The organism is Desulfosporosinus youngiae DSM 17734, assembly GCF_000244895.1.
Taxonomy (GTDB): Bacteria; Bacillota; Desulfitobacteriia; order Desulfitobacteriales; family Desulfitobacteriaceae; genus Desulfosporosinus; species Desulfosporosinus youngiae.
The window spans coordinates 4,490,179-4,509,806 of the sequence record NZ_CM001441.1; the positions used below are offsets into that span (position 1 = coordinate 4,490,179).

At 44.2% G+C, this 19,628-nt stretch carries 13 protein-coding genes; 6 read left to right on the top strand and 7 right to left on the bottom strand.

Going from position 1 to position 19,628, the window contains the following annotated elements; genetic code table 11:
* Positions 1-67: 67 nt before the first annotated feature.
* The 3 genes from acs to DESYODRAFT_RS20780 all read right to left on the bottom strand — a co-directional run bounded on the left by acs (position 68) and on the right by DESYODRAFT_RS20780 (position 3,958).
* On the bottom strand, positions 68-2,362 hold the full coding sequence (acs, locus tag DESYODRAFT_RS20770; RefSeq protein WP_007786104.1) for an acetate--CoA ligase: 2,295 nt from the start codon (positions 2,360-2,362) through the stop codon (positions 68-70).
* Positions 2,363-2,696: 334 nt separating this feature from the next.
* Positions 2,697-3,140 (bottom strand): MarR family winged helix-turn-helix transcriptional regulator, encoded by a 444-nt coding sequence (locus DESYODRAFT_RS20775; RefSeq protein WP_007786106.1) that lies wholly within the window; start codon positions 3,138-3,140, stop codon positions 2,697-2,699.
* Positions 3,141-3,241: 101 nt separating this feature from the next.
* Positions 3,242-3,958, bottom strand: a complete 717-nt coding sequence (locus DESYODRAFT_RS20780) for a DUF169 domain-containing protein (RefSeq protein ID WP_007786107.1) — start codon at positions 3,956-3,958, stop codon at positions 3,242-3,244.
* 300 nt (positions 3,959-4,258) lie between these two features.
* Between DESYODRAFT_RS20780 and DESYODRAFT_RS20785 the strand changes: the two genes are divergently transcribed.
* From DESYODRAFT_RS20785 to DESYODRAFT_RS20795, 3 genes are all read left to right on the top strand, one after another.
* Positions 4,259-4,771, top strand: a complete 513-nt coding sequence (locus DESYODRAFT_RS20785) for a flavin reductase (RefSeq protein ID WP_007786108.1) — start codon at positions 4,259-4,261, stop codon at positions 4,769-4,771.
* Positions 4,772-5,002: 231 nt separating this feature from the next.
* Complete coding sequence (gene carB, locus DESYODRAFT_RS20790; RefSeq protein ID WP_007786109.1) at positions 5,003-8,233, top strand: carbamoyl-phosphate synthase large subunit; 3,231 nt, start codon at positions 5,003-5,005, stop codon at positions 8,231-8,233.
* 170 nt (positions 8,234-8,403) lie between these two features.
* Positions 8,404-9,300: a DUF3102 domain-containing protein gene (locus tag DESYODRAFT_RS20795; protein WP_007786111.1), complete on the top strand. Its 897-nt coding sequence runs from the start codon at positions 8,404-8,406 to the stop codon at positions 9,298-9,300.
* A 287-nt stretch (positions 9,301-9,587) separates the two neighbouring features.
* On the opposite strand, the gene DESYODRAFT_RS20800 is transcribed toward DESYODRAFT_RS20795, so the two are convergent.
* Positions 9,588-10,460 (bottom strand): radical SAM protein, encoded by an 873-nt coding sequence (locus DESYODRAFT_RS20800; RefSeq protein WP_007786113.1) that lies wholly within the window; start codon positions 10,458-10,460, stop codon positions 9,588-9,590.
* Positions 10,461-10,683: 223 nt separating this feature from the next.
* On the opposite strand from DESYODRAFT_RS20800, the gene DESYODRAFT_RS20805 reads away from it, so the two are divergent.
* The gene (locus tag DESYODRAFT_RS20805; protein WP_007786115.1) at positions 10,684-11,511 is read left to right on the top strand and encodes a DUF2889 domain-containing protein; all 828 of its coding nucleotides are present in this window, start codon (positions 10,684-10,686) and stop codon (positions 11,509-11,511) included.
* A gap of 165 nt (positions 11,512-11,676) precedes the next feature.
* Here DESYODRAFT_RS20805 and DESYODRAFT_RS27640 read toward each other — a convergent pair whose 3' ends face one another.
* Positions 11,677-12,915 (bottom strand): peptidoglycan-binding domain-containing protein, encoded by a 1,239-nt coding sequence (locus DESYODRAFT_RS27640; RefSeq protein WP_007786117.1) that lies wholly within the window; start codon positions 12,913-12,915, stop codon positions 11,677-11,679.
* Between the two features lie 170 nt (positions 12,916-13,085).
* Between DESYODRAFT_RS27640 and DESYODRAFT_RS20815 the strand changes: the two genes are divergently transcribed.
* Positions 13,086-14,408: a peptidoglycan-binding protein gene (locus DESYODRAFT_RS20815; RefSeq protein ID WP_007786119.1), complete on the top strand. Its 1,323-nt coding sequence runs from the start codon at positions 13,086-13,088 to the stop codon at positions 14,406-14,408.
* 231 nt (positions 14,409-14,639) lie between these two features.
* Positions 14,640-16,874 carry an acetyl-CoA hydrolase/transferase C-terminal domain-containing protein gene (locus tag DESYODRAFT_RS20820; RefSeq protein WP_007786120.1) on the top strand — a complete coding sequence of 745 codons (2,235 nt, stop codon included), beginning with the start codon at positions 14,640-14,642 and terminating at the stop codon, positions 16,872-16,874.
* A 715-nt stretch (positions 16,875-17,589) separates the two neighbouring features.
* Here DESYODRAFT_RS20820 and DESYODRAFT_RS20830 read toward each other — a convergent pair.
* Positions 17,590-18,048 carry a universal stress protein gene (locus DESYODRAFT_RS20830; protein WP_007786122.1) on the bottom strand — a complete coding sequence of 153 codons (459 nt, stop codon included), beginning with the start codon at positions 18,046-18,048 and terminating at the stop codon, positions 17,590-17,592.
* Between the two features lie 174 nt (positions 18,049-18,222).
* A complete protein-coding gene (locus DESYODRAFT_RS20835) occupies positions 18,223-19,335 on the bottom strand; it encodes a YeiH family protein (protein WP_007786126.1) in 1,113 nt (370 codons plus the stop codon).
* Positions 19,336-19,628: the final 293 nt, after the last annotated feature.

Genomic DNA, 19,628 nt, shown 5'->3' on the forward strand with positions numbered 1-19,628 from the left:
AAAAGCACTCAATTTCTTGAGTGCCTCTGAGGACTTATGCCAATTTTTCTAAATATTACTTGTTACCCTAGTTCATTGACCCGCAGAAACAGATTTGCCCCTCCTCTGCTAAATCATCTTTAATACTTCCCTCATTGATAACAGCATAGCTAAAATCGGGTGTTTCGTAGCCAAAGACTGTATCGAAGGCGTTCTTGTTATTTATCAGGATATTTGAAATAGCCAAGGCAACTTCTGCCACCGATTTAAGTCTTTCAATCCACTGGAAGCAATAAAAATGTGTAACTGGGTGACGGGATCCATCCTTAGGAGGTGTACAGTACCATACTGTATAACTATACCCGTCATAAAATTCATCCTTACTGCGATTAAACGTGGCATTGTCAGGAATTGAAACCATATAGCGCTTAGATTTGGCTTTTTGTGCGTCCATATTCTCTTTAAGAAAATTGAGCACAGCAGCATCTGCCAGAGTGCTGGTATCCCCTATTTCCCGGCCCTCTGCGATGTCCTTGAGAAGGCGTCTCATAATCTTTCCACTTCGGGTCTTGGGTAATTCAGTACTCAAAAAAATGTCATCCGGCCGTGCCAGTGAGCCGATTTTTTGGACGACATGGGTTTTTAGTTCGTTAATCAGCCCCTCATAGGCTGAAATTCCTTCTTTTAAGCTGACAAAGGCAAACACTGCCTGACCCTTTACCTCGTGTGTTCTGCCGACACACGCTGCTTCAGCAACTAAGGGATGATCTGTCAAAGCTCCTTCTACTTCTGCCGTTCCAATCCGATGCCCCGAGACATTGATGACATCATCCACGCGGCCGGTCACCCAAAAATATCCATCGTCATCCCATTTTGCTTCATCCCCGGTAAAATAAGCCCCTGAAAATTGGCTCCAATAGGTATCCGCATAACGTTTGTCATCACCATAGACCGTTTTAAGCATCGCCGGCCAGGGCTCACGAATCACTAAATAACCACTCTCACCTTTTGGGACAGGATCACCCATAGGATTCACGATTTCTATATGGACCCCAGGGAATGGTTTCGTACATGATCCGGGCTTGAGAGCAGTGATCCCTGGAACGGGTGCCATCATAATCATACCTGTTTCTGTTTGCCACCAGGTATCTACTATGGGACAGCGTTCTCCTCCAATGTGTTTGTAGTACCACATCCAGGCTTCCGGATTAATCGGTTCACCAACTGAGCCCAAGAGCCGCAAACTTGAAATATCCTTACTTAAAGGATAGCTTTCTCCCCATTTCATAAACGTACGAATGGCAGTTGGGGCAGTATATAAAATCGTGACTCTATTTTTCTCAACGATCTCCCAATAGCGATCCTTTTCCGGATAATCCGGGGCTCCTTCATACAGAACGATTGTTGCCCCATTCGACAATGGCCCATACACCAAATAACTATGTCCTGTAATCCAGCCAACATCCGCTGTACACCAATAAACATCCTCTTCTTTGAGATCAAATATCCATTCATGGGTTGTGGATACTCCTACCATATAACCCCCTACCCTATGGACAACTCCTTTGGGTTTGCCGGTGGTTCCACTGGTGTAAAGAATGAAAAGCATATCGTCCGCTTCCATAGGCTCGGCTGGACAATGAATCGAAGCATTCTTTATAGCCTCGTGATACCAGATATCTCGTCCTTCGATCATGTTTACTGTCTGACCGGTCCGCTTCACGACAATGACACTTTCTACACAATTATTAATACAAGTTATTGAGGGCAGCGCTTGATCCACATTGGCTTTCAAAGGGATAGTATTTCCCCGTCGATAACTCCCATCTGTCGTTATGACAACCTTTGACTGTGAGTCCTGAATTCTATCTTTCAAAGCTTCTGCACTGAATCCACCGAATACAACGCAGTGCGCAGCGCCTATTCTGGCACAGGCGAGCATCGCGATAACTGTCTCCGGAATCATGGGCATATAGATTGTCACTCGGTCTCCTTTTTCCACATCAAGAGACTTTAGGAGATTCGCAAACTGGGAAACTTCACGATAAAGATCCTGATAAGTGAGAACTCGCCGATCTCCCGACTCTCCTTCAAATATTAAAGCTGCCTTGTTCCGGCGTGCCCCTTCCAGATGACGATCCAAGCAATTATAAGCTGCATTTAACTTTCCGCCGCCATACCACTTGGCAAATGGATAATCCCACTCAAAAACAGTATCCCAAGGCTCAAACCAATTCAATCGTTTCCCTTGTTCGTTCCAAAACCCCTCTCGATCTTGCCCTAGCTCATGAATCTCAGGGTTTTGAATGACGGCTTTTGAGCAAAATTCCTTAGGAGGGAAAAATAGTTCTCTCTCCTCCACTGATCCGAGTTTCTCTTTCATATAATCCCCCTCCTTTTTCTTATTAGTTCTATAATACACCTTTTCGGGCAATAGTTAAGTCATTATTATTGCAATTCTGAAAACATTGAGTCTTTTTAACATATATATCTGCAATCTCAGCATAGATATTGTTTATCAATATTATAGAACCTTTTCCTATCTTACCTTAAAGTCCACAGTATTGTATTGACACCGGAAACTTCGGTCATCGAAGTCGTGATGTTCAGCTTTCGATGATGGAGCTCACTGTCCAAGGATCAGATACAAAAAAGTTGAACAAAATGCCCGGCATAATACGCCAAAGCACTTTGTTCAACTTAGTTTTGATGCGATATTATATTAGCTTTTCCAGCGTGGAGGAAATCGTTTTCAAAGATCTGAGAAGTTCTTGATAGTCATCTTTATTTAAATCAGAAGCAAACACCTTATTAGCATCATCAGATAGTTCAATCAGCTGTTCCAGGACCTTTTCCCCTAACTCCGTAAGGGTAATGCTATAGACTCTGCGATCATTCATATCAATATTTCTAATAACATAGCCTTTTTTGACTAACAAGTCCAAAATTCGTGTTACGTTTGTCTTATCTTTAAGACAAGCACGGGCTAAATCAGTTTGTGAGGCTCCCGGATTGTGATACACCGCATTTAGAATGGCCCATTGTTCTGTCGTAACGTTTAAGTCGTGGTCTTTTATTGACTTGCTAAAATAAGTTTTCATGTAATAGTTTGTTTTTGCAACTATAAACCCCAAAGAATCATTTATATCAAAATCTTTCATATATATCCCTTCTTAACCCTAGACATCTAAGGACATTAATTGCCTGATTTTCAACCCGCCTGGAGTAGGACGAAAGGGGTAATAGCCCCTTTACTCCAAGGCTAGATCCTTTCCGCAACCTTCAGCCAGGTTTCTTTCGTCAAAAAGCTTTCTTCCGCTTGCTCTTCCAACTCTAAAAAACGTTTGTAAGTGAGACTAAACGACAGGATATCTTTATCGATAAATTTACGTGCCGAGGGATCAGTCAGCCCAATAGAACATTTGGGATTTTCCTCCTCCACTTGATCCAGCGCATAAAGTATAGATTGATGACAGCCGGCTCCAAAGTCTACTTTAACATTATCCTGGCTTGGTTTGTCATAATTGGCCAAAACCACCAGGGCCGATATTTGATCAGCATTGGCCAGAAAAACGATAACCTCCGGCGTTTCATCCTCTGCTAATTCTTCCAATGGTTTAAAGACAATATACGTCTTGGCAGCCACAACCGGCAGCCCTGTAGCAAACTTAGCGGCCACTTCAGGATTCTTTTTGTAATATTCTCCTTCCTTATTACCTACCCCGCCAGTAGACAAAAAATACTCTATATATCCTAAGCCGAACTGATTAAATCCCAGACCAACGGAGCCGCCTCCGCACCCAGTGGTTTTAGCATCAAACACTGCGCTCCGCCCCTTAGTTGCGGCATTTAACATCGATATAACACAGCCCCACTTTCCCTCCTGAAATTGTAGGGCTCCCTCAGGTTTTTGATCCGTCCGAAATACTGCTACAGGTTGTGTTTTAAGTTTAATAGCCTGGGCGATCTTACTTTTCAATTTCAACACTTCCTTCATAATAGTTTGTTCTATAGCTATGCATAATGTAATATTGTTACAACAATTGTAGGTACAGCAACTTTATTTGTCAATCATTTTAACATCTTATTCCATTAAAAAATTATAAAAAATAAATACCTTATACCTACTGTAATACTGGCAGAATAATTTGGTATGATATAAGAGGCTCAATAGTCTCACGGGATGTTAATCTGGTTTCATTCAAGTTCTAGGAGTTGGTATTTAGTACATAATTAAACTTTTCAAATTCAAAAATTTATTTTGAGGGGGACAATGGTAATGCCGAATTTTACCGAAATTAATCCTGAGCTTTTTGAACAGAGTCCATTTAAACTGATAGGTAAAGATTGGATGCTTATTACTGCTGAAAAGGATGGGAAAATGAATACCATGACGGCCTCTTGGGGCGGTTTTGGCGTAATGTGGGGAAAGAATGTTGCTTATATTGTCCTCCGCCCCCAACGTTACACTAAGGAGTTTGTTGACCAGTCGGATACATTTTCACTCTCCTTTCTGGATAACAGCTTTAAAACTACACTGACTTATCTTGGGACCAAATCCGGCAGAGATGAAGATAAAATCACAAACTCCAAGTTAACTGTCCTCCATAGTGAGAGTATACCGTATTTTGAAGAAGCTAATATCGCCGTTCTCTGCAAGAAACTATACGCTCAAGACTATAAACCTGAGTGTTTCATCACTCCCGAACTGAATGAAAAATGGTATCCTGAGGTTGATTACCATACTTTATATATCGCGGAGATTACAAAAATACTTATTAAAGAGTCGTAATGAGGAAAGGCAGGAAGCGAACATGCTTCCTGTCTTCTATATCACCATTTGACAACGATTAATAAATTTTCCGCACACTCTGATTTTATACCTATAAAAAATACCTTTAGAAGGCGTTATTGATCTGCATAATTATTCGTTAGTACTTATAAATTTGCATTCTTTCTGATATAATTACTTTGCTGCCTTTATTTAGTAAAAATAGCTCAGTATATATAGAGGAGGAGAATTATGCCAATCCGAACTGACATCCATAAAATATTAATTATCGGTTCAGGTCCGATTATGATTGGGCAAGCGTGTGAATTTGACTATTCCGGAACCCAGGCTTGCAAGGCTTTGAGAAAATTGGGATATGAGATTGTCCTGGTCAATTCAAATCCTGCAACGATCATGACCGACCCAGAAATGGCAGATACAACCTACATAGAACCCTTAAATGTGAAACGTCTTTCCGAGATTATCGCCAAAGAACGCCCTGACGCACTGCTTCCGAATTTAGGTGGTCAGTCCGCTCTTAACTTATGTTCCGAACTGCATAAAGCCGGTATTTTAGAAAAATACGCTGTCAAAGTCATCGGGGTTCAAGTAGACGCCATTGAACGGGGTGAAGACCGCATCGCTTTCAAAGAGACGATGACCCAGTTGGGGATTGAAATGCCCCGCAGTAAACCAGCTTACAGTGTTAAAGAAGCGGAAATGATTGCCCAAGAACTGGGCTATCCCGTCGTTATCCGTCCCGCATACACGATGGGAGGCACAGGTGGGGGGCTGGTCTATAATCTGGAAGAGTTAAGAACCATTGCCAACCGGGGAATTGCCGCCAGTATGGTTGGTCAAATCCTTGTTGAGGAATCCGTGCTGGGTTGGGAAGAGCTGGAATTAGAAGTCGTTCGGGATTCTAAAAATCAGTTGCTGACCATCTGCTTCATTGAAAACATTGATCCCATGGGTGTGCATACTGGGGATTCCTTTTGTTCGGCACCAATGCTGACGATCAGCCCTGAACTTCAACAACGTTTGCAAAACTATGCCTATGCCATTGTCGAAGCAATCGAAGTCATCGGCGGGACGAATGTACAATTTGCCCATGATCCTAAAACCGGCAGAGTTGTTATTATAGAAATTAATCCCCGTACCTCCCGTTCCTCCGCTTTAGCATCCAAAGCCACCGGCTTTCCCATCGCTTTGATTTCAGCGATGTTGGCAGTCGGCTTAACCCTTGATGAAATTCCCTACTGGCGGGAAGGAACCCTGGATAAATACACCCCATCAGGAGATTATGTCGTCATAAAATTTGCCCGCTGGGCCTTTGAAAAGTTTCCCGGCTCTGAAGATAAACTGGGAACACAAATGCGCGCTGTCGGCGAAGTAATGAGCATTGGCAAGAACTATAAAGAAGCCTTTCATAAAGCTATTCGCTCCCTTGAAACTAATCGGTACGGTCTGGGCTTTGCCAAAGACTTTAACCTGAGATCCTTGGAAGAATTGCTGGCACTCTTGGCGGAGCCAACGAGCGAACGTCAGTTTATCCTTTATGAGGCTTTACGCAAGGGTGCGGACATCGAACAGCTTCACAAGTTAACCCATATTAAACATTGGTTCCTTGAGCAAATGAAAGAGCTTGTTACCCTGGAAGAAAAACTTCTCCAGTATAAAGGAGGATACCTGCCTGATGAACTGCTGATCCAGGCTAAAAAGGATGGTTTTGCCGACCGGTATTTAGCGCTGCTCTTAACAACGCCCGAAACAGACATCCGTGAACGCAGAACCGCCTTAGGCATCGTCGAAGGATGGGAAGCCGTCCCCGTAAGCGGTGTCGAAAATGCTTCCTACTATTACTCTACCTACAACGCTCCGGATCAGACTAAAAATACGGATCGCCGGAAAGTCATGATTCTGGGCGGCGGACCAAACCGGATTGGCCAGGGGATTGAGTTTGATTACTGCTGTGTGCACGCCGCTTTCGCCCTGCGTGATTTAGGGTATGAAACAGTTATCGTCAACTGTAATCCGGAAACGGTTTCTACCGACTATGACACATCTGATAAGCTGTACTTTGAACCTCTCACAGTCGAAGATGTCTTAAGCATCTACGAAAAGGAAAAACCGCTGGGAGTTATTGTTCAGTTTGGAGGACAGACCCCCTTGAATATCGCAGCCGAACTGGCCCAAGCCGGAGTGAAAATTCTCGGCACGACACCTGATACGATTGACCTTGCCGAAGATCGTGATCGCTTCCGTCAGATTATGGAGAAGTTGGATATTCCTATGCCCGAATCTGATATGGCGGTCAATCTTGAGGAAGCCTTGACCATTGCCGACCAAATTGGCTATCCTTTGATGGTTCGTCCATCTTATGTTTTAGGTGGTCGCGGGATGGAAATTGTACACGATGAAGGAATGCTTCGTCAGTACATGGATGCAGCCATCGGAGTTACTCCGGAAAGACCGATTCTGATCGATCGCTTCTTGAATAACGCAATCGAAGCTGAAGCAGACGCCATTGCGGACGGAACCAATGCTTTCGTTCCGACGGTTATGGAGCATATTGAACTCGCTGGAATCCACTCCGGAGACTCAGCCTGTGTGATTCCACCGATTAGTATTCCCGCCCGGCATATTGATACTATCGTAAGCTATACTCAGAAGATTGCCCAAGAGCTGAACGTGATTGGACTAATGAATATGCAATACGCCATTGCTGACGACCGGGTTTATGTTCTGGAAGCCAATCCGAGAGCTTCACGGACGGTTCCGCTTGTTTCTAAGATCTGTAATGTTTCGATGGCCAGAATCGCCACTGAAATTATGTTAGCCTCCCTTACCGGCAATGAATCTCCTGTCAGTAGTCTAACCGCTAAAGAGATCCCTCATTTTGGAGTCAAAGAAGCGGTCTTCCCCTTTAACATGTTTTCAGAAGTCGACCCCATTCTGGGACCGGAGATGCGTTCTACCGGCGAAGTATTAGGAATTGCCGATTCCTTTGGGCTTGCTTACTATAAAGCACAGGAGGCTATCCAATCTCCTCTTCCCACATCCGGAAGGGTTCTGCTTAGTGTGACAGATCAAGATAAACCAGCAGCGCTGGAAGCTGCCCAGGCATTTGTCAAGCTGGGCTTCAAAATCAAAGCAACCGATGGAACCCATAAATTTCTTAGAGAAAATGGGATTGCTTCCGAAGCAATCAAAAAGTTACATGAGGGACGCCCAAATATAGTTGATGGTATTACAAATCAGGAAATCAATTTAGTGATCAATACTCCCTTCGGAAAACGCAGTCAGTATGATGACTCCTATATCCGCAAGGCCGCTATTAAATATAAAGTTCCGTATATTACCACCATGGCGGCAGCCTTAGCAAGTGCTAAAGGGATTGCAGCCTATAGTGAAAAAAGTTCCGCCCCCTTAAATTCTTTACAAGAATATCATTTAAATATCATGAATACCCAAACAAACTAACCCGGTGCATGTTCATTGACCCGGCAAAACATTTGCCAGGGGGTCCATGGCCCTTGCCCTTTTTCTTCTAAAGTGGAATTGATCCTTTAAACCTTGTCAGAAATCTTCACCTCCACAGGCCCGGCCACATATTCTATCAATAAAGTTCCAAAAAAGGACGGGCCGAAAACATGAACAATGTAATCTCCAAACGCACACCGCTGGTTATCGCGGCTGAAATCAATACTATTAAACATCAGACTTCCAGAGTCCTGCTTGCCAACGCCATTGAGATAGGCCGGCGTCTAAAGGAAGCCAAGGATCTGTTCCCCCATGGGGAATGGGGAGATTGGCTGAAGGAATCCGTCAGTTACTCCCAGCGTACGGCCCAAAGGCTGATACAGCTCTTCCAAGAGTATGGAAAGAAGCAGCTGGCTTCTCTCGACAGTAACGACGGCTCAAATGCGTCACTGGTGACGCATTTGACCTACACCCAGGCGATCATCCTCCTTAGAATCCCGGAAGAGGAGCGGGAGGAATTTATCGAAAAGCATGATATCGAGAGTATGACTAAATCGGAACTGCAGCAGGCGGTCAAGGACAGAGACCAAGCCATTGAGGATAAGAATGCCCTCCAAAAGGATCTGGACGCGAAAAGCAGCGAAATCACTCAATTAACCGATCAAGCCAAACGTCTCAAAAAACAGGTGGAGGACTGCCAAGCGAACTACGTGGCTGAACAAGAAAAAGTCACGTCGACGCTAAAAGAACTGGAAGCAGCAGCCAAGGAAGAGGTCCCCTCCGCCAAAGAGACCGCCGAACTGGAAAATAAGCTTCAAGCTGAAAAAAGCCAATCCCCCATCTCGAAGGCTGATGCACAATTCACCATTCACCGGGATGTCATTCTCAATGCTTTCAACGAGCTTTCACAAATCCTCTCCGCCTTAAACAGGATCGATCCTGAGATCAAGGAAAATTACAGGGAGAAATTGCATACCCTGCTTCAGAACCTGGCTAAGCAAATAGAAGTGTGGCCCCCCATTGTCAAGACAAATTTAGAGATTAATACCGGCTCTTCCGGGAGTTGAACCTTTAACAAATATGGCCTCGCACTCATGCCCGATACCTGAATCTACAAATTATAGGATTATTAAGTTTTTATGGTTGACTTAAAGCCCAAAAACCTCTACAGGCATCTGTAGAGGTTTTTCCAATTCCGTTAGCCGGACATTGATCGCTGATTTCCGGACATTAACGACACCTGACCTATCTTCCGCAGGCTCCTGTGTGACCGCAACAAGCAGATCTTCTGGCTTAAGTTCATCGCAGCCTTACTCCTTCCCGGGTAACCCAGCGGCATTATTGTAAGGCCGCTTTAAAGGCTGCCTGAATCCGCCTGTCTGAATTGATCTTCCGGAATACATAAACGTTGCTTGAGCAACTCTAATATTTGAGGCTTATCTTCAGGGATAGTTCCATTAACCCAAGCAAAATTCAAGTAATGGTCACTGAGCAGTTCAAAAGGCCCCTCTAAGTTTTCAACTAGGAGATGAGTTTCTTTTAAAGCTTCATGAGGGCTAAGTAATTGGAAGTGCCCCTGTTGATAATCCTCATATAACGGAGTTCCCCTCAACGGGACAAACGTACGCAATCTAACAAAGTCTGGGGTAAAAGCGTTTAGTACCCGAGCGCTTTCTATAGCATGTTCTTGGGTGCGCTCACGTCCGCCAATCCCAATGAGAATATATTCACTCAGTTCAATACCTGCTCCTTTCACCTTGAGACCTTGTTCAATCATTTCTGAAGATGTGAACCCTTTATTAATTCTTCGCAAAACCTCGTCATCCCCGCTTTCCATTCCGGAGTGTATGCGGGCTAAACCTGCCTCCTTCAGACGGCGAAGCTCGGCTGAACTTTTCAATTTGAGATATTTGGCAGAGCCATAAACTGTCATGCGTTTCAAGAAAGGAAACAATTCTTGAGCATAGTTCAGGATTTCCACAAGCTGGTCCGTCTTCATTAAGATCGTGTTCCCATCGGGAAAAAAGATCGACTGAACGTTCTCGCCATAATAATTTCGGGCTGCTTGGAGGTCCTCTTTAATATCTGATACTGACCGGATACGAAACTTTGTTTCTCGATACATACCGCAAAAAGTGCATTTATTATGAGGGCAGCCGATGGTTGCTTGAATCAGTAAACTTTCGGCTTCACTGGGCGGACGATAAACAGTTCCTTCGTAACGCATTTTTCTAAGCCCCTCTCTAACAAATAATTCAAGAACTCAGCTGCCTTATGCACAGATGAACTCTTGTCACAAGGTTAACTCCAATCCATCCTTTATTATACAAATACAGGGAAATCTCCTGCAACAATAAACCAAAATGCTGCTAAAAATATGTCAAAACAGAAGGATTTAACCCATTAATACAGAATAATCTGATTAATAAGCACTAAGCAGGAGGCACTTTATGAAAAATATCGCTCAGCGCAATTGGTATACGGAAGTACGACGCAGCGGCAATGGAGAGCTTACGGGAAAAACAAGTTATGTAGATACTTTTCGTGAAGCTGCAGCATATCTTTTGGTTGATGTTCATTCATTTATTATTAATGAGGCCTGGTGGGAAGAACAGAGATCTTCAAATCCAATCCCCGCCCAAACCCGTCAGGTCACACCTCTGCAAGGTACAGAAGCCTACTTCAGTTCCGGCCCAGCTCTTAAAGAGGCAGGAGCATTCCTCAAAGATCCTCTTGCGGCTGCTCTGTTTTCCGAAACCGTCAAAGGGATTATTCAGGCAGAAACCTTTCTTCTAAGCGAGCGGGGCTACAATTCAGAGGATGACTATACAAAGAAATGGTCTGACTTCTATGCCGGTTCCTGCAGATATTACAGCAACTTAGACCAGGTCGCCAAGGATTGGTATGAATATATTGGGGGAAGTAAACGAACCGGCAACTTGTTTGTACGTTTCAAAACCCAAAGCCTCTTTGAGTTGGGAGAGAATCAATACTTATTAACTGGGAATTTAAGCGACTCATTCCATGAGGTTAATGTAAGTCTTAGGATAGATGATGAATTTATAGTTAAAGAGGCGGATGGGGTTCTTTTGCGTAGCCCAGACATAATTTGCCGTGAGACAGCCTCTTTACTAGTAAATCTGGAAGGCATCAAGCTAAAGGGGATGGTTAAAAAAGAACTGGCAAGCATTTTGGGCAATGGGCAAGGATGTGTTCATTTAATTGATTTAGTGAACGATTGTATGCAAATGTTAGACACCTTCTCTTTCAGGCTCTAAGCCAACGAAGGAGAACATCGAATGATTGGCAGCTCGTAAGAATGAAGCTCCATTAGCAATTAAAGACCAAAATCAAACTAATTAAGGAGTCTCTAAATGAAGACCCCCAAACCTTGGTTAAAGGATTGGGGGTTGTTTTAATAGCTCTGATAATCTATGCCGACTTTAACAGCAATTTACGCCCAAAGCAGTCCAGGTTTGTATATTGACAATCCCATCCGGCACAAGCCCCATGCACTCTTGGAAAGCACAAACAGCCGCTCTGGTAACAGGTCCAAAGATCCCATCAATACAACCTGTATAGAAACATTTTACTGTCAGGAGTTCCTGCAGGGTTACTACAGCCGGCCCTGTGCTCCCTTGCTGGAGGATGGGACAGTGATTGACCGGCGGAGGGGGTGGGGGTGGCGGAGTTGGAGTATGACAATTTACGCCTAGTGCTGTCCAGGTTTTTATTCCGACAATCCCATCTTGTAATAGACCCATGCTCCCCTGGAAGGCAACGACACCCGCTCTGGTAACAGGCCCGAAAATCCCATCGATATTTCCTGCATAGAATCCTCTGGCTTTCAAAAGCCCTTGTAGATTGACTACAGCTGGCCCGGTGCTCCCTTGCTGAAGGGTCGGACAGTGATTGACTGGCGGCGGCGGTGGTGGTGGCGGAGTTGGGGTATGACAATTTACGCCTAGTGCTGTCCAGGTTCTTATTCCGACAATTCCATCCTGCACCAGACCCATGCTCCCTTGAAAGGCAACAACAGCTGCTCTGGTAATAGGCCCAAAAATTCCATCAATATTTCCCGTATAGAATCCTCTCGATTTCAATAGTTCTTGTAGCCGGACTACTGCTGGTCCGGTACTCCCTTGTTGAAGTGTCGGGCAATAATTTGCCGGAGGTTGCGGTCGCGGTGGTGGCGGCGATGGTGGAGCTGAGGTATGGCAATTTACGCCTAATGCTGTCCAGGTTCTTATCCCGACGATTCCATCCTGTACCAGACCCATGCTTCCTTGGAAGGCAACGACAGCTGACCTGGTAAGTGGCCCAAAGATACCATCAATATTTCCTTTATAGAATCCCCTGTTTTTCAATCGTCTCTGAAGATCTGAAACTGCTGGTCCGGTACTTCCTTGTCGGAGAGTCGGACAATGATTACCCGGCGGCGGGGTTGGGGTATGACAATTTACGCCTAGTGCCGTCCAGGTTCTTACCCCGACGATCCCATCCTGCGCCAACCCTTTGCTTCTTTGAAAAGCAAGAACAGCTGCTCTGGTATTTGAACCAAAGATTCCATCAATTTTCCCAGGGTTAAAACCGGCTGATGCTAATTTTCTTTGTAATCGTTTAACGCTGGCGCCGGAGGAACCCATTTTTAATAAGGGACACTGCGATTGTATGTTGTGCAAGTCAAAGCCCTCCTCTTTTTTTCTAGCATATGTTGGATAGAGAAACAATGTAAATTGTCCACGGTTAAGGGAAATCAAATAAATCGGGTAATCACGAACTCTAAAAGGTGCATAAAATAATAAAATCCCAGCTAAGTGACTTTTAATTTCAGATGAAAGAGGTGACGATATTGCCAACCTTACGACGAGGATCTCGGGGAAACGAAGTCAGAGAGCTTCAAAAACTGTTACTGAAATGGGGTTACAACCCGGGACCGATCGACGGCATTTTTGGAGCCAGGACGGAACAGGCTGTCCTTCAGTTCCAAAGGGATCACGGATTAGCCGCAGACGGAATTGTCGGACCCCTAACTTGGGGAGCTCTTCAAAGTCAACAACCAGGCTACCAAATGTACACAATTCAAGCGGGTGACACTTTCTATAAAATTGCCTTGAGATTTCAAATCAGTTTATCAAGTTTGTTAGCTGCAAACCTTGGGATCGACCCCAATCAATTACAAATCGGCCAACAAATTAGGATTCCCCTCCCTGGGCCTGGACCGGAGCCAGGTCTTACACGGGTCGTAACAGGATGGCTTCCATATTGGGTCCAATCTTTGGCTTTTCAATCCGTTCAAAACCATCCGGAGATATTTCGTTCAATCTCTCCCTTTTGGTATGTAATGACACCCTCTGGTGAGGTCTTAAATCTTCCTAACGCAGAAGACAGCACCCTTCTTTCCTACACTACTTCCCGCGGCATCAAGGTCTTCCCTCTTATAACCAATAGTTTTGACAGTGATCTTATCTCGACCGTTCTCAATAACCCCCTTCTTCGCCAAAGACACGTTCAAAACATCGTCAATAAATTACTCCAAATGAATTATCCCGGAATCGATATTAATTATGAGAATTTGTATGTCCGGGACCGCGAACTGTTTGTCGTCTTTGTACAAGAACTCAAGGCTGCTCTTTCTGCCTTAGGCAAACTGCTCATCGTAAGTGTTCATGCTAAGACGGATTCAACGGGAGCCTGGAGCGGCTCCGAGGCGCATGATTATGCAGGAATCGGGCAAGCAGCTGACGTCGTCCGGGTAATGGGGTATGACTTCCACTGGCAAGGCAGCGGCCCAGGCTCGATTGCCCCGGCTGATTGGGTTGATGCGGTCCTGGCCTATGCTGTCTCAACCATTCCCAGAAATAAGATAGAACTCGGTGTCCCGGTCTATGGTTACGATTGGCCGCAAGATCAAACTGCAACCAGTGTTACCTATGCCACTGCTGTTGCGAGAGCCAACCAGTATAATGTTCCAATTATTTCAGATACTTTGCTGGGTCCGCACTATACCTACATCAATGCCAGCGGAGTTCATCATGAAGTCTGGTTTGTGGATGCACTTTATTTCGGCACACTTTTAGACCTGGTAAACAAATATGATCTGCGCGGGATCTGTATCTGGCATCTAGGTGCTGAGGATCCGAGGATTTACGAAACTATCAGAGCCAAATTCTAGACTGCCTATCACTCAATATCACTCATCTAAAAAGAGCCCCTATAGTACAGATAATTTAACATCTGTACTATAGGGGCCCCTCTTTAACTCAACTTATCTAACTAATATAAAAATTTTGATTATTGTAAAATATCTAAATCCATGGTAAAATTCAGTAAATGAACCTTCATTCACTTATTTTTAGCAACCTTTTTGTTGTTTAATAAAATTTAATGAATGGCAGGCGAAGCTATGAATAAAAAATCAGGGGCAATCTATACTGACGTCAAAAAATGTGTCGATGAAGTTATTCAATACGTTGGTAAGGATATAGTCTTTACCATGACCCTAGCCTTAGGCAAACCTGTACTCTTTATGAATGAACTCTACCGCCGGGCAAAAGAAGACCCTGAAATAAGGCTTAGAGTCATCACCGCTCTCACCCTTGAAAAGCCTAAAGGTCACAGCGACCTGGAAAAGCGATTTTTAGGCCCTCTGTCAGATAGGATCTTTGCCGGTGTTCCGGAATTCGATTTTATGCTTGATTTCAGAGCCGGCAAACTCTCTAAAAATGTTGAAGTGCTTGAATTCTTCTGTAAAGCGGGAGGATATCTTTCCTTCCCCGAAGCCCAACAAAATCATTTAGCCACCAACTACACCCATGCCAATCGTGATGCTGAGGCCTTGGGAGCTAATGTTTTTGGTCAGTTGATTGGTTATCAGGAAATCAATGGAAGAACAATGTACTCAATGGGATGTAATCCGGATGTCTGTCTTGAGGCTTGTAAAAACTTTAAAGAGTTAAGAGCCCAGGGAAAAAAAGTTGCTATCATAGGAGAGGCAAACAAAAACATGCCCTTTATGTATGGAGATGCCGTTGTAGAGGCGGATACTTATGACATTATTCTTCAAGGGTCACAATATGATTATGAATTGTTCTGCCCTCCTAAAGATCCCGTTGCCCTGAGTGATCACATGATCGGAATCAATGTCAGCACCTTGATCAAAGACGGGGGCACCATACAGGTAGGAATCGGCGCTTTGGGCGATGCTATTGTATCAGGACTTATTCTGCGTAATGAACATAACGATTTATATCAAGAAATCTTGGAAAAGTCCGGTATCATGAAGCGCTATGAAAAACTAATCGCCGCCTGGGGAGATACAGGAGTTTTTGAGAAAGGACTGTATGGCTCCTCTGAAATGTTTGTTGATGCCTTCATGCAAATGTATAAAAGTAAAATTCTAAAACGAAAAGTCTTTGAAAGCATCCCCTTAATGAAACTTATTAATGAAGGAAGACTCGCGCCAGATAACATTCCTTTAGACATCATAGATCAACTTATTGAAATGAAAGCAATTCATTCCAAACTAAGCGAAGAAGACTTCACATTTCTTACTGAATCTGGAATCTTAAAAAAGGGACTCTCCTATGAATCAGGCTGCATTCTGGATGGAGGAACAAAATACTCCGGGGATATGAACAATGAACAAAATCTCCTGGAGATTCGAAAGTTGCTTGGCAAAGAGCTGCTGGGCGGTCAGGTTATCCTTGGTGCTTTCTTTGTCGGCCCAAAAGCTTTTTATCAAGCTCTCAATGACATGAGCGAAGAAGAACGAAAACTCTTTGGTATGTCCGGCGTGCAAAAGGTTAATCAGCTTTATGGCGGAGAAGAGCTAAGAACCCTGCAGCGGAAAGACGCGAGATTTGTTAATACCGGAATGGTAGCCAGTGTTCTAGGCTCGATTGCTTCTGATCAGCTTGAGGATGGCCGGATTATCAGCGGAATTGGCGGTCAGTATAATTTCGTGGCTATGGGGCACGCTCTGCCGGATGCCCGGGTTATCATAATGATTAAAAGCACAAAAGGTTCCGGTAAAACCCTTAAGTCTAATATTGTGTTCAGCTATGGTCATTGCTCTATACCCAAACATCTGAGAGATATCATTGTTACAGAGTATGGGATTGCCGATGTTCGCAGCAAGCCAGAAAAGCAAGTTATCGCTGAAATCATCAACGTCGCTGATTCCCGATTTCAAAAACAGCTCTTGGATCAGGCAAAAAAAGCGGGTAAAATACCTTTAGACTATGAGATCCCAGAAGAATACCGGCATAATTACCCGGAAAAGATCACTTCTCTGCTAAAACCCTATCAACAAACCCACGGAGTTTTCCGACCCTTTCCTTTCGGAACAGATTTGACGGAGATTGAAATTGCTCTGGGGGGAGCTTTGAAGGGTTTGAAGAGGCTCAGCACTGGCAACCGTCTTAAGATGGTTACAGGGTTGCTGCAGGAATTTCTTAGACCGATCCCAGAATCTGCTTATCCCTACATGGAACGATTAAACCTTCTCGCGCCGTCGTCTATCCAAGAAAGAATCACGCGAAAACTCGTCGTATTCGCTTTAAGGAACCATAACCTTCTCAAGTCGCCTCCTCCTCAAGGAGCGGTTTTAAATCGGGTCTCGGATAAACACTCAGTTTAATTTCTCACCCAGGTGAAGAAAATTTGGCTGTACCTGCGAAGATACTGTCTTCGCAGGTATTAAGTTTATTTTCAGGATAGCTGCCCATGCCGCTGACGCGGCACCAGCATGAGGATGAAAAGGAGCTGTGTCCGGGTCGGGCAGCTTCGTCCACATCCGTGCAAGATTAGTTAATTCGTGCGAAGACAGTGTCTGCGAGAAGGGTAATCCGTGCGAAGACAGTGTCTTCGTGTACCGCAGCATTCCGAGGCTCGCCCACTCGCCGGCGCGGGAGCTACCTTCAGCGGATAAGTATTCTTTGGAGATAGCCGCTTCGGCGAAACTGTATCCTACGCCGGTGAGGATTCCTTAAGGGATCACAGCTTCGGCGATACTCTCCGCCGGAGACTATCGTACCGGACACTTTCGTGCCAAACCTCCGGGTAATACCTGATGTGAACCCGTGGCTCCGTCTCCCCGCACCGTCTTGTGGGCTTTTATCGCCTCTCCATGCAATGGGTTCGCTTCTGTGGGCGAAGCTGCCCTGCTTGCGGGTCTGGGGATTCTCCTGCAGGTCTATCATCGTGTCTTCAGTTTTTCAGAGTATTAAAATAAGCTTCCTCTCAATTAGCATTGCTAAGAGGAAGCTTATTTTTGATCGTTATGCTCATCAAGGATTCAACTCCCACTTATAGCTGTGGGAGTTGAACGATAGATAATGCTTGGAGCGTTTTGATTATTGGGGACCAATATAAATAGGGCATTTCACCTTTTTGCTTAAAGAATTGAGATTATATCGAAGACCTGCAGTGGCCGCCGGAGCGGTAGCATGAGGGTTTGGCAAAACCAGCAAGGCGGTTTCCTGTTCAGCGGTCAGTTCTACAATGACTTTCTCTGTTTTCCCGACCTTTATCTCAGTCTCGACTTGTCCGCCCTTCTCCTTGACCTTTTCTGCAACCTCAGCCAGTACATCTTCAGAATGCTTATGAAGACCATCCTCGAACCAGTGAAAAAATTTCATTCGCGTCGAAGACGTATTGATCCATTCATCCCCGAGAAAGTTTTTCCACCCTTCATCTAAAATGAAGACTGCTCGCAAAGGCTGCTTGAGACCCAGGGACAGCTCGGTCGCCATTTGCACGGCTGCATCTGCCGAAGGTGAGCCATCGGTAATCAATAGAATTTGACCGTTCATTGGAAACCCCTTTCTTACTAAAAAATCAAAACTAGAATCATTACAAGGGCTGCCCCAAAAATAGCTACTAAATCCTCATGTTTATCATTACTAAATAGGGATAATTGCTTTTCTTCTTTTTTCTCTGACATATCATTACCTCCTTAGATTATAACCCTTTAATAGAAACTCTAATTAAAAGAGCCATAGAACCACGATTAAGGAAAGTGCAGCCTTCAAAAAGCCTGCTACAGAGCCGATAACCAGCGGGGTTCCTCCTGCTTTTCTCATTTCGGCAAAGGAAATTTGCAAACCTAAGCCAGTAAGACCGATGGAGAAGAACCAACCATAAATTTCACGAAATGCTTTCAGATCTGCGGAAACAGGATTTGTAGGGCCGAAAGCACCAAAGGACGTTAATGTAACCGTTGCGATAAAACCAAGAACGAATAAAGGAAACTTGCTAAAGAAGGTTTTCCCTGCATTAGCCGTTGTATCTACGGTTTTGTCATCAGACATACGAGCATAAAGAATCGTGATTAATAGAACGACCAGGGGCAGGAACACAACACGGGTCAAGTTGTAAATCTCTCCCACCTTTAAACTGATGGAAGGAACATCGGCAGTACCGGGGTCAAAGGCCAGGGCTGCAGCTAATACCTGCCCGGAGTTTAAGATACCTGTGCCAGCCCACATTCCGAACTGCTCAGGGGTTAATCCTAATAAGTGACCAAGAATAGGAAAGGTAAATAAACAAACGATACCAAAGGAAAGAATTGTGGCAATGGAGTAGGCAATGTCTTCCCCTCGGGCCTTAACAGCCGGAGCAACTGCCACGATAGCGGAAACACCGCATACACCGGCACCGGCGGCCAGGCAAGCTGCGGAACCGGGATGCATATTATATTTCTTACCTAGCCACATCGTAAAAATAATTGTTGAAAACATAAAGGTGGCAATGAGTAAGACAGACGTCGAACCCAATGTAGCCAATTCGGTTAAGCTATAAAGCGATCCAAGCAGGATTACACCCATCTTAATAAAAATACGGGATGTTTTTACACCGGCCTGAGCCCAAGAAGGAATTCCAATGGTATTTCGAATCACCATACCAATGATAATAACAATGATAACGTGATTGATTTTCAATACATTGCCCAAAAAGTTGGAGTTGGTTTTTATCCACCCCTCTATACCGGTCCACTCACCACCGAATGTTTTTGTACCCATGGTTAGCAAGGCAATAATAAACATAAATAGAAGTCCGGGGATAACTTTAGCCCATTTACTAGCTGTACTCTCGTTCACAAAAATGCCTCCTTTAAATTTTCGTTCTCTTTCTTATTCTTGACTAAACATTTTCACTTTAACAAAACACCCTCTTTCCATTTTAATTAATTGTAACTTCTTTCACTAAATTTCATTGCAAGTCTTATACCATTTTTTCATAAGTACTATTGAAAAATTTTATAATTCCACTTACAACTGCTTCGCACCTTGCCTTATCTCAGTGATACTATTCATTTTTCAACTTGAAACTTCGTCACAGAAGCTGAGTCTGGGTATTTATTCGACATTTTAGAACGTAAAATTTTGTTTTC

Excerpts from the sequence above, each read along its gene's own strand:
- DESYODRAFT_RS20785 (WP_007786108.1), top strand. The coding sequence starts at position 4,259 with ATGCCGAATTTTACCGAAATTAATCCTGAGCTTTTTGAACAGAGTCCA.
- DESYODRAFT_RS20805 (WP_007786115.1), top strand. The coding sequence starts at position 10,684 with ATGAAAAATATCGCTCAGCGCAATTGGTATACGGAAGTACGACGCAGC.
- DESYODRAFT_RS20800 (WP_007786113.1), bottom strand. The coding sequence starts at position 10,460 with ATGCGTTACGAAGGAACTGTTTATCGTCCGCCCAGTGAAGCCGAAAGT.
- acs (WP_007786104.1), bottom strand. The coding sequence starts at position 2,362 with ATGAAAGAGAAACTCGGATCAGTGGAGGAGAGAGAACTATTTTTCCCT.
- DESYODRAFT_RS20830 (WP_007786122.1), bottom strand. The coding sequence starts at position 18,048 with ATGAACGGTCAAATTCTATTGATTACCGATGGCTCACCTTCGGCAGAT.
- DESYODRAFT_RS20795 (WP_007786111.1), top strand. The coding sequence starts at position 8,404 with ATGAACAATGTAATCTCCAAACGCACACCGCTGGTTATCGCGGCTGAA.
- carB (WP_007786109.1), top strand. The coding sequence starts at position 5,003 with ATGCCAATCCGAACTGACATCCATAAAATATTAATTATCGGTTCAGGT.
- DESYODRAFT_RS20820 (WP_007786120.1), top strand. The coding sequence starts at position 14,640 with ATGAATAAAAAATCAGGGGCAATCTATACTGACGTCAAAAAATGTGTC.
- DESYODRAFT_RS20775 (WP_007786106.1), bottom strand. The coding sequence starts at position 3,140 with ATGAAAGATTTTGATATAAATGATTCTTTGGGGTTTATAGTTGCAAAA.